This is a genomic window from Actinoplanes sp. NPDC051470 (genome assembly GCF_040682035.1).
Classification (GTDB): Bacteria; Actinomycetota; Actinomycetes; order Mycobacteriales; family Micromonosporaceae; genus Actinoplanes.
The window spans coordinates 1-10,111 of sequence record NZ_JBFBAA010000071.1; the positions used below are offsets into that span (position 1 = coordinate 1).

Annotated in this window: 13 protein-coding genes and 1 pseudogene; 9 read left to right on the forward strand and 5 right to left on the reverse strand. The window is 70.4% G+C overall.

Annotation, left to right across the window (positions count from 1 at the left end; all coding sequences use genetic code 11):
* From AB0M54_RS47570 to AB0M54_RS47580, 3 genes are all read right to left on the reverse strand, one after another.
* The coding region (locus AB0M54_RS47570) for a CE1758 family FMN-dependent luciferase-like monooxygenase (protein WP_364479931.1) at positions 1–746 on the reverse strand (746 nt) is incomplete at its 3' end.
* 56 nt (positions 747–802) lie between these two features.
* The gene (locus AB0M54_RS47575) at positions 803–2,626 is read right to left on the reverse strand and encodes a glycoside hydrolase family 76 protein (RefSeq protein ID WP_364479934.1); all 1,824 of its coding nucleotides are present in this window, start codon (positions 2,624–2,626) and stop codon (positions 803–805) included.
* A gap of 44 nt (positions 2,627–2,670) precedes the next feature.
* Positions 2,671–3,702: a DUF4157 domain-containing protein gene (locus tag AB0M54_RS47580; protein ID WP_364319116.1), complete on the reverse strand. Its 1,032-nt coding sequence runs from the start codon at positions 3,700–3,702 to the stop codon at positions 2,671–2,673.
* A 122-nt stretch (positions 3,703–3,824) separates the two neighbouring features.
* Here AB0M54_RS47580 and AB0M54_RS47585 point away from each other — a divergent pair, with 122 nt between their 5' ends.
* Together AB0M54_RS47585 and AB0M54_RS47590 are read left to right on the forward strand one after the other, a co-directional pair.
* Complete coding sequence (locus AB0M54_RS47585; protein ID WP_364479937.1) at positions 3,825–4,175, forward strand: YbaB/EbfC family nucleoid-associated protein; 351 nt, start codon at positions 3,825–3,827, stop codon at positions 4,173–4,175.
* Positions 4,151–4,507 carry a hypothetical protein gene (locus tag AB0M54_RS47590; RefSeq protein WP_364319120.1) on the forward strand — a complete coding sequence of 119 codons (357 nt, stop codon included), beginning with the start codon at positions 4,151–4,153 and terminating at the stop codon, positions 4,505–4,507. The genes AB0M54_RS47585 and AB0M54_RS47590 overlap by 25 nt, the downstream gene beginning before the upstream one ends.
* 68 nt (positions 4,508–4,575) lie before the next feature.
* Here AB0M54_RS47590 and AB0M54_RS47595 read toward each other — a convergent pair whose 3' ends face one another.
* Positions 4,576–4,737, reverse strand: a complete 162-nt coding sequence (locus tag AB0M54_RS47595; RefSeq protein WP_364479960.1) for a hypothetical protein — start codon at positions 4,735–4,737, stop codon at positions 4,576–4,578.
* Here AB0M54_RS47595 and AB0M54_RS47600 point away from each other — a divergent pair.
* From AB0M54_RS47600 to AB0M54_RS47630, 7 genes and pseudogenes are all read left to right on the forward strand, one after another.
* Positions 4,674–4,874, forward strand: a pseudogene (locus AB0M54_RS47600) (carbohydrate-binding protein); the annotation flags it as partial. The gene AB0M54_RS47595 and the pseudogene AB0M54_RS47600 sit on opposite strands and share 64 nt — an antisense overlap.
* A gap of 117 nt (positions 4,875–4,991) precedes the next feature.
* Entirely contained in the window at positions 4,992–5,468 is a 477-nt protein-coding gene (locus AB0M54_RS47605) for a glycosyl hydrolase family 18 protein (protein WP_364479954.1), read from the forward strand.
* Positions 5,469–5,995: 527 nt separating this feature from the next.
* A complete protein-coding gene (locus AB0M54_RS47610) occupies positions 5,996–6,241 on the forward strand; it encodes a hypothetical protein (protein ID WP_364479940.1) in 246 nt (81 codons plus the stop codon).
* A 101-nt stretch (positions 6,242–6,342) separates the two neighbouring features.
* Positions 6,343–6,675, forward strand: a complete 333-nt coding sequence (locus tag AB0M54_RS47615; protein ID WP_364479943.1) for a hypothetical protein — start codon at positions 6,343–6,345, stop codon at positions 6,673–6,675.
* The gene (locus AB0M54_RS47620) at positions 6,672–8,144 is read left to right on the forward strand and encodes a relaxase (RefSeq protein ID WP_364479945.1); all 1,473 of its coding nucleotides are present in this window, start codon (positions 6,672–6,674) and stop codon (positions 8,142–8,144) included. Before AB0M54_RS47615 ends, AB0M54_RS47620 begins: the two co-directional genes overlap by 4 nt.
* A 522-nt stretch (positions 8,145–8,666) precedes the next feature.
* A complete protein-coding gene (locus AB0M54_RS47625; protein ID WP_364479948.1) occupies positions 8,667–8,984 on the forward strand; it encodes a hypothetical protein in 318 nt (105 codons plus the stop codon).
* A 179-nt stretch (positions 8,985–9,163) separates the two neighbouring features.
* Positions 9,164–9,487 carry a DUF4913 domain-containing protein gene (locus AB0M54_RS47630; RefSeq protein ID WP_364479957.1) on the forward strand — a complete coding sequence of 108 codons (324 nt, stop codon included), beginning with the start codon at positions 9,164–9,166 and terminating at the stop codon, positions 9,485–9,487.
* An 88-nt stretch (positions 9,488–9,575) separates the two neighbouring features.
* On the opposite strand, the gene AB0M54_RS47635 is transcribed toward AB0M54_RS47630, so the two are convergent.
* Positions 9,576–9,974, reverse strand: a complete 399-nt coding sequence (locus tag AB0M54_RS47635; protein WP_364479951.1) for a hypothetical protein — start codon at positions 9,972–9,974, stop codon at positions 9,576–9,578.
* Between the last annotated feature and the right edge of the window lie 137 nt (positions 9,975–10,111).

Here is a 10,111-nt window from a genome sequence, read left to right on the forward strand (position 1 = left end):
ACCGCGTCCTGGCTGTTCCTCCGCATGAACACCTGGCCGCCGAGCCCGACGATGGCCTGGTCGGGGTCGCCGTGGCCGTAGTGCGCCCAGCGCTCGCGGTAGAGGCCCACCATGCGCTGGGTGTGCGAGGCCGGCCAGAAGATGTGGTTGGCGAAGAAGCCGTCGCCGTAGTAGGCGGCCTGCTCGGCGATCTCGGGGCTCCGGATCGAGCCGTGCCAGACGAACGGCGGGATCCCGTCCAGCGGGCGCGGGGTCGAGGTGAAGGACTGGAGCGGGGTACGGAACTTGCCCGACCAGTCGACCACCTGCTCGCGCCACAGCCGGTGCAGCAGCGCATAGTTCTCGATGGCCAGCGGGATGCCGGCGCGGATGTCCTTGCCGAACCACGGGTAGACCGGGCCGGTGTTGCCGCGGCCCATCATCAGGTCCACCCGGCCGCCGGACAGGTGCTGGAGCATCGCGTAGTCCTCGGCGATCTTCACCGGGTCGTTGGTGGTGATCAGCGTGGTGGCCGTGCTCAGCAGCAGCTTCTCGGTCCGGGCGGCGATCCAGCCGAGCATGGTCGTGGGCGAGGACGGTACGAACGGCTCGTTGTGGTGCTCGCCGGTGGCGAACACGTCCAGGCCGACCTCCTCCGCCTTCAGGGCGATGGTGGTCATGGCCTGGATGCGCTCGTGCTCGGTCGGCGTCCGGCCGGTGGTGGGGTCGGGTGTCACGTCACCCACGGTGAAGATGCCGAACTGCATGACGCGTCTCCTTCGAAGTCTTTGACACGTCAAGCATCTCACAGCGCCCGATATTCCTACCCGGCGGCGATCAGGGCTCCGAGCGCGCTCGCCTGGGTCCGCCAGTCGCGCACGTTGTTCTCGCCGCCGTTCCAGCGCCCGCCGAGACGGTTGAGGCTGTCGCGGTCCGCGGTCCAGATGCGGTTGGCCTGCGTGGCCGCGTACGCGCGATAGGTCTGGTTGCCGGTGACCGTGGCCAGATCGCTCAGGTAGCGCATGAAGATGCCCTTGAACTGTTTCTGGTTGTCGTCACAGGTGAGGCCGGCTGCATCGCACGACTCGGTGAGGATCCCGCCCTTGGTGAGCAGGGTGCCGTTGATCGCGGCGTCGGCCAGCCGCCGGCCGGTGTCCAGCACCGCGGTGTTGCCGGTGGCCCGGTACAGCTCGACCGCGGCGCCGATGGCCAGGCCCTGGTTGTACGTCCACACGATCTGGCCGTTGTTCGCACACGAGGTGGTCAGGCCGTCGTTGACCAGGCCGGACGAGTTGATCATGCCGCTGCCGGTGAACCAGTTCCAGCCGGTCGTCGCGCGGTTGAGCCAGGTCGTGTCGCCGGGCAGCCGGTTGTGCAGGGCGGCGGTCAGGCGCAGGTAGAGGCCGGTGGTGACGGCGTTCTTGTAGGTGTGCTCGCGGTCCCACCAGACCCCGCCGCCGCAGCGGGCGGTGTCGTAGTGCTGTTGCAGGTAGTTGCCGATGATCACGGCCTCGTCGAGGTACTTGCGGTTGCCGGTCAGGTCGTACGCCTGCACCCAGGCGATCCCCCACCAGCCCGCGTCGTCGATGGCCCGGCTGATGAAGTGGCCCTCGATCGCGTCCGACGACTTCACGCCGGCCGGGAAGACGCCCTTGTTGACCTCGAACGTCCGGTCGACGATCCAGCGGTGGTCGGTGCGGCCGGTCTTCTTCATCCAGTCCATCAGCGTGGTGACCGTCGCGGCCGAGTTCCACCAGCTCGACGGCCACCACGCGGTGTCCGGGCGGTAGGCGTACATCAGCGCGTCGGCCGCGGCGGCGGCCCGGTCACGGTCGGGGCGCGCCCACTGGGTGCAGCTGCCGTTGCTGCCCGACACGGCCCGGCCGCACGCGCGGATCGCCCCGCCGTAGAGGTACGACTTCGGGTCGCGCGCGGCGAACAGCGCGGTGGCCGTACCCGTCGAACCCGCCGGCGTGCTCACCCGCCCCAGCGACGACCCGCCCGGCCAGCTCGCGCCCTCGTCCCAGGACCGGTCCAGCCAGATCTCGTCGCCCTGGGCGCCGCCCGCGATCGTGCCCCAGGCCATGCCGCGGTCGTCGATGTGCAGCGCCACCGTGCGTCCGGAGATCGAGGCGGCGGGTACGGGCTGACGGTCGCCGACCGGGCCGGTGTCCCGGTCGCAGGCCGCGTCGCAGGCACGCGCCTTGACCCAGTCGGTGCACTGGATGCCGCCCGCGTCACCGCACGCCCGGACCACGCCGCGACGGTGGTTCGCGGGGTCGGTCAGGTTGTACATCAGGGTTCGCGTGCCGGTCCAGCCACCCGGGATGCTCGCCTTGCCGAGCAGGCCGTCCCAGGTCGGGCCGCCGTCCCAGCTGCGGTCGAGCCAGACCGAGTCGCCGGCGGCCCCGTTGTCGATGCTGCCCCAGGCCATCGCGTCGGCCTCGGAGAGGTGCAGCGAGATGCGCCGGCCGTTCTGGATCTTGTCGGGTACGGGGAAGGTGTCCTGCCGCGCCTGCGACGGATCGCGGGTGTCGCAGAAGACCGAGCACACGACGGCCGCGGCGACAACGTTGTCAGCCGCTGGCGCTGAGGGCGTGGGTTGAAGGACGAGGGCCACGGCGGTGAGGACGGCTGCGAATCCCATGCGTGACATAGTGACGCTCGTCGATATTTAATAGCAAGGACCGTTCACTTCTTGGGGAACACCATGTCGATGTAGTGCTTGTACGGGGCCGGGTCGTACGGGCCGGGCAGTCCGCGCCAGTCCCGCCCGGTCTCCCGGCCGTAGTAGTACTGCGCGGCGATCTCGGCCTGCTGCTCGGTGCTGAACTCCCCGAAGGGTTTGCCGGCCGCGACCGCCGCGTTCAGGCCGGCCGAGCCGCCGTACGCGTAGTCCTCGTTCCAGGCGGCCGGGATCAGGTCGGCGATGCCTTTCCCGTTCTGGTACTGCCAGACGTGGGTCAGCTCGTGGACCAGCCAGGCGTGGAACTCCGGGGTGTCGGTGTTCCCGCTCAGCGTGCCGACCGGGAAGTAGATCGTGTTGTTGACGGTGACCGCGTTGTCCCCCCGCGCCGAGAGAACCCCGTCGTCGGTGAGCACGACGTCCCTGAGATTGATCGAGTCGCCGAACACCTTCTTCACCTCGATGTACTCCTGGGGACTCAGCCCGCGCGACTGCTTGGCCCCGGGCGCGATCGGATAGGGGCCGGGCTTCGGGCTCGGCGGATCGGGGTCGACCGGGTAACCGGCGATCTCCCCGGCCTTCTGCGTGATCATGCCGTGCATGGAGCCCGCGACCAGAGCGGCGAAGCCGGTCTGCAGGGCCGGGCCGGCCACGCCGAGCAGCGGGTTGCCCAGGCGTGCGAAGAGCTCCTCGTTCCGGGCGACGGTGTCGACGATGGAGCTCTTGGCCGACGTCAGCTGGGCGCCGTAGTAGTCGGCGTGCGCGGCCCGGGCGTGCAGGTTCCGCTCGAGCTCGGCCCCGTGCGAGGCGACGGCCGCCACCTGGCCGCCGTAATCCACCCCGACCGGATCGGGCCACGCCGAGAGGGACGCGTCACCGGCCCGGCCGGTCTCCTTCGCGCCCTCCGCGAGCACCTTGCCGCCGCCACGCCAGGCCGTCGCGACCTCGGCCGCGACCCCCTCGTCGTCGAGCGGCCACGGGTTGTAGATCTTCGTGACCGCGCTCCACAGCGGGCTCACCGGTTGTTCGATCGCCATCGTCGTCTCCCCACTCAGGACGCTGCGCCGATGATAGGAAGGACGGCCCGCGGCCACGGCCGGCGTGACCGCATCCGGCCAGCGGCGGCCTCACCCGGGATCGGCCTCGCACACTCGGTGACGTGACCGAGGAGATCTATCAGGTGTGGGAGCGGCTGGCGAGCCACGAGGAGACCGCGTGGTCCCGGGACCGGCTGGTGTCGGCCACGGTCGGCGCGGGCGGCGAGGTGCGGGGGCTGTGGCTCGATCCCCGGATCTACCGGGTCGCCGACGCCGCCCGGCTTGCGGCGACCATCGCCGGCACCATCCGGGACGCCGCCGGGCAGGCGCAGCGGCGGGCCTTCGAGACGATGGCGCCGCTGCTCGGCCCGCACGCCTCGGCATCCGCGGCCGACCTGGCGTTCGACCCGGTCCTGCACCACCTCGACGCGACGAAGGGATCACCATCATGGACATGGACACCACCGCGATGACCGGCGCGATGGAGATGATGGACACGGCCGGCCGGGTCATGACCACCGGCTGGGGCGCGGTCAGCGGCCAGGTCACCTCGCTGGGCGGGCGGCTCGGCCAGGGCGAGCTCGGGGCGGCCTACATGGCCGGCTATCCGCGGACGACGGACGCGATCATGGCGACGGTCGAACGTCACTGCGGGCAGCCGGCCGCGATGGCCGCGATGGGCCACCAGTGCGCCGACCTCTACGGGTCGGCCGAGCAGAACGCCGTCACCAACCTCGGCGCGGTCACCCCGGCCGCCCCGCCCGCCGGTTCGGCCGCCGCGCCCGCTGACCCGCGACTTCCCTGACCACCGAGGAGGCCGGCGCCGCCCTCCTCGGGGAGGAACCCTGGGAGCGACCCGGGCGGCCTGGTCCGTCAGTCCGGGGTGAACAGCCCCTGGATGCCGACGACGATCGCGATGAGGCCGAAGATGCTGAGCACCAGCCCGGCGCCGCGAAGCCCCGGCTCCGGCCGTGCGCGCTCCCGGCCCCGGATGCGGTCCCACAGCAGGGCCAGGCCGACCAGGATGCCGACCACCTCGCACCGCGCCCACCTGCGCCGAGGGCAACACCTACACCGCCGGCGCCCAGGTCACGTACCAGGCGCGTCAGTACCAGGCGCTGGTCACGCACACCGCGCATCCCGGCGCGGGCTGGAACCCGGCCGCCACCCCGTCGTTGTGGCGCGACCTCGGCGCCTGCGCCCCCAGCACGCCGCCGCCGAGTGATCCGCCGCCCAGTGATCCCCCGCCGTCCACTGGCTGCGGACAAAAGGGACGCCCGGCCGGCAAGGTGCTGCAGGGCTACTGGGAGAACTGGGTCTCGGACGGCACCGCGCTGTGGCAGGACGGCATGGACGCCGGCGTCAAGGTCGGCACCCCGGCCGAGATGTGCGCGGCCAAGGCCTCGGGCAAGACGCTGCTGCTCTCCATCGGCGGCGCCACCGCCGGCATCGACCTCAACTCGAGCACGGTGGCCGACCGCTTCGTCAACACGATCGTGCCGATCCTGACGACCTACCACTTCGACGGCATCGACATCGACATCGAGACCGGCCTCACCGGCAGCGGCACCATCAACAGCCTGTCCGCGTCACAGGCCAACCTGATCCGCATCATCGACGGCGTCCTGGCCCGCATGCCGGCCGGCTTCGGCCTGACGATGGCGCCCGAGCCGGCCTACGTCACCGGCGGCAGCGTCACCTACGGCTCGATCTGGGGCGCCTACCTGCCGATCATCAAGAAGTACGCCGACAACGGCCGCCTCTGATGGCACAACATTCTCGCACCTGAGAAACGGACTACGTAAGGAGCCCCGGCCGGGTGGCGACCCGCCGGGGCCGGAGAGCCCCTCGGAGGCCATCCCATGAGCACCAGTCGTACGGCATTCGGGCAGGTAGCGCGATGAGCGCAGAAGCCCTGAGCCGGTCCCTGGCCCAGGCACCAAGCTTCCAGCCGCGGTGCGTCGCCGCCCTCGTCGGGCTGGCCAATCACGCCGGAGTCCTTGTCCGAGGCGTTGACGTCTTTGGCGTGGTCCATGTTCCTGCTGGTTGTCACCTGAGGTCGTGCCGTGGCGCCATGGAACTCGCAAAGGAAGTAGACCCGGCGCGAGACAAAGTCGGACTTAACCCGCCTAACCTCGCGGATGGCGGCTCGGGCCCCCGGCCTCGAGCTCTTCCGTTCGAGGAAGAGCCCTCGCGATGCGCCACCGCCCATAGCGACGATGTGCGTCAATGCGAGAGCCAGCGGAACGCAGTTCAAGTCATCGATCGGACTGGGGCGTCCATCGCGGGATGCGTGCTGCACGGCGCGGTGTTGCTGGCCTCGTTGGAGGGCGGCCGGGTCGCTCCTTTGAACGGGCCGGACGGTGCCGCGATCGAGGCTTTTCGCTGGGCCCAGGTGGTGCCGCCGATCGATTTCCTGGGTGACCGAGCTGTTGCCGTTACGGCTACCACAGCGGTCGATCCCACCGATTCTCCGACCCTGGCCACCGATAACGGGGTCGCCATGGACGACTGTTCGTACTGGTCAGGGACCTGGTAACGCTCGATCGTCATGCTCGAAGGAGATCATGGAGTCCAGGTCGAGGGAGATCGCCTGATGGGCACCTGTCGCCTGGTCGGCCGCACCGATTGTCGGTCAGGTTGTCCGACGTCGAGCGACAGTTGGTCGGCCAAGCCGCGGACGCGGCGCATCTGACGCCGGCCGGGTACGCGGGGAAGGCCGCCGTCTCGGCGGCCGGGCGCGAGTTTGCGCCGTCGGCCGGCCCGGCCGACGGGCTCAAGGAACTGCAGCGGGAGTTGTTCGCGGCGCGGCGAGCAGTGAACATGTTCGGGGCGAACGTCAACCAGGCCGCCACGCAACGTAACTCAACCGGCGAATTGCCGGACTGGGCCGCCGACGCGGTGCGCCTGTGCCGGGCCGCCGTGGCACGACTGGACGAGGTGACCGGCCGTATCGATCGGCGGCTGCGGTGATCTGCCGGATCCACAAGCGGGGCACGCGGGTCGGTGGTCTGCTGCGCTATCTGTTCGGGCCCGGCCGGTTCGAGGAGCATGACCGTCCGCGGCTGGTGGCCGCCTGGGACGGTTCCGGTGATCTCGCGGATCTGGAGCCGTCGGTGACCGATGGCGGTGCCCGGGACTTCCGGCACCTGGTGGCCATGTTGGAGCGACCCGGCGTTGCAGCCCAACCCGTCTGGCACGCCTCGATGCGGCTCGCGCCCGATGACCGTGGCCGGGTGTTCAGCGATCAGGCCTGGGGACACATGGCCCGGGAGATGCTTGCCGGCGCTGGACTCGCCCCTCACGGCGACACCGAAGGGATCCGCTGGGTAGTGGTTCGCCACAACGACGACCACGTGCACATCGTCGCGGCCCTGGTCCGTGAAGACGGACGCATCGAGTGGGCACGCAACGACTACCGGCGCTGTGTCGCCGCCACATTCGATGTGGCCCGCCGGTTTGGGCTGCAACGCCGGGTCGCTCCGGCCGACCGGACAGCCGCACGCCGCCCCGGCCCGCGCGAGACAAGCAAGGCCCGCCGGCTCGGCCAATCCGAGACCACCCGCGACAGGCTCCGCCGACGCGTCCGCTCCGCCGTCGCGGGTGCCACGTCGCAGGACGAGTTCTTCGACCAGCTCCGCGCCGCCGGAGTCATGGTCAAGCTGCGCGAAAGCACTCGCCAGCCGGGCGAGATCACCGGCTACGCCGTGGCCCTTCCAGGAGTCCACACCGCCGCAGACGGTCAACCGATCTACTTCAGCGGCGGCAGGCTCGCAGCCGACCTGACACTCCCCAAACTGCGGCAACGCTGGGGCACTCCCCCGCCAACTGGGCTGCCGCGTCATCGGGTCCGCGTCGGCCGGGCAGAACGAGTGCGGGCGATGCGCGAGGCCGGAGCCACCGCGCGCGCCGCCACCGCGGAAATGCGCCGGACCGCCCAGTCCGATCCTGGGGCCGCGCAGGCCGCCGCCGAAGCAGCCGCGGACACGCTGCGCGCCGTCGCGTTCGCTGTGGAAGGCCACCGCGGCGGCCCGCTGACCGACGCCGCAGAGGTCTTCGACCGCGCGGCACGCTCCCGCTACCGGGAAGACGGCCGCGCTACCACCCGGTCCTACCGGATGCGGGCGATGTCTCGGCTGGTCAGCCTGATGGGCCGGACCTCCGGTAACGACGACACGCTCGCGGCGTTGCGCCTGGTCTTGGATCTCGCGGCGGTCGGAGACACCCTGGCGCGCCTTCGCGACGCCCAGCAGCGCTTGCACCAGGCGCAGGCCGCCCGAAGGGCCGCCGCGGCGCTACGCGCCGCCGTTACCACCGCGGGCCCGCTGGTAACGCCCGCGTCAACCGCGGCGGCAACAGCCTTGCCGACAGTGGGAGGCGGCCCGGCTGCGCCCACCGCACGCCGGACACCTCACCCATCACGACCGGGGGGATCTAGGTGACCCAACCACAGCACGACGACCCGTTCGCCGAGGCACGCAACCAGATGCTGCAAGGCCTCGCAGTAGCAGCCACCGTCGGTGAAGCCGCCGCCCGCTGGGCCGCGGTCGGGATCCAGAACCGCGCCGCACAGACCGAGCGGCGGACCGCGGCCGAGGACGCGAGTCGAGCGGCGCAACGTCTCGCTACCACCATGCAAGAGAAACAGGACCGGTCGCTGATCGACAGGCCTTCACCGACTGGCTCTCCCGCGCCACGCTCGATGAGACAGTACGAGTCTGGCGGACCGCCACCGTGGCCGCCGCGGCCGGTAACACCCGGGCCGGTGAAGCCGCCTGGCTCGCCCAGGATCGCCTTCGCAAGATGAACGGCCCGCTCATGGACGCCTACGACCGGCACCGCGCCAACGGCATGGGCCAAGCCGAGGCGATGAAGGCCGCCGCCTACCAAATGTGGGAGACCCAGCCGCACTACCCACCGCATTCGGGCGGCCGAACGCACGGCACTCGAGAGTCCGAGCCGCGATGGCGCCCGCCGCCGCGGACGCATTCGCCGCTTCCCTTCAGGCTCAGGCCGACACCGAACAACGCGCCGCCGCACTCGACAACGCCGGACGCGACGACCCCGCTAACGGCAACGTCAACGAACACCACCAGGGCGAAGACCAGGGACAGGTTCACACCGACGACGCCGCTGATCTCGCCGCCGCGGGCGACCGCCAACGCTCGCTGATGAGCCAGACCTTCCCGCCACTGACGACCGTCGGCGGCCCGCCCACTCACGCGAGCGCAAAGCAGCCGGCAACCACGACTCCCGCGCAGCGGAAGGCAAGGACCCGATGATGGAGGACGGTGTGAATCGCAGCCCCCGGGGTCGCCGCGCGCGTCGAGGAACTCGGCGCCGCCGTAGCCGAACTGGCCCAGAAACTCGGCGAACGAGACACGGCCGCGAAACCAGCGCCGGCGCCTGACGGCCAGGAGCCGTTGTACGACAACGTTGAAACTGGGTACGCGAATACCTGCTGGTCAACTTCTCCCGCCCGTTCGGAGAGACCGGCAGCCAGCGGTGGTACTGGTGCGAGCAGTGGTGGCGACACAATGAGGCGGTCACCGCGCTGACCGCGCTGTGGTACGCGTGGGAACACGCACGCTTGGAGACCACCGGGATGCTCGGATGGCTACGGGAGCTGCACTACCACCTCGGCGTCATCTGCTCGACCGATGGGCCCTTCCGCGAGTGCAAACAAGCCGATGGCGACCGCCCCGCCGGCCACACTGGCGACCGATTCGCCGACGTAGTCCCAGCACCGGCTGACTGGTGGAATTGGTGGGCCGATGACCAGTAGGCGACCGTTCCGGACAGCCGCCGCCGTCGGTCCTACGGCTTGACCGCCAGCCTGAGCGACGTGGCCGGGTGCCCAGGCTCGCCACTTGTTACCGCGTAACGGCCGCAGTCAATGGGACGGCCCGCGCCACGGGTTGGAGGTACGGCGCCATCTGCCAAGCCGCCCTGCCACGCAAGTAGGCGAACAGCACAGCGTGGCACCAGGCGGACGGGCCGTGCAGTCGTAGCGGGTCGGTCGTCGCGAACGTGAGGATGCAGGACTGATCCGCCGTCATCTGATAGCCGGTGACCGCGTGGTGATCGAATCGCAGCCACTGCCCTCGGACCAGGCACCACGTCGCACTGGCGTCGACCACCACGCGGGCAAGGTCGTGCCCGCGCCAATGCCGCCTGGACAGGCCGGCCGCCCGCGCGTACCCGATGCTCGTGCCGATCAGCCGGCCGAAGGCCGCGCCCGCCACGAAGCTGGGTGACCCGACCGCGATCATCCCACCGGGCCGGTAGGTGACATCCGTGGCGAACAACCTTGAGAAGTGGGCTGTAGTCGCCAGGTAATTGCTTTACAGAATCCGCTTTAGCAAGCAGATAGAACGCCCAGCTTATGCCGAATGACCCGATGATCCCC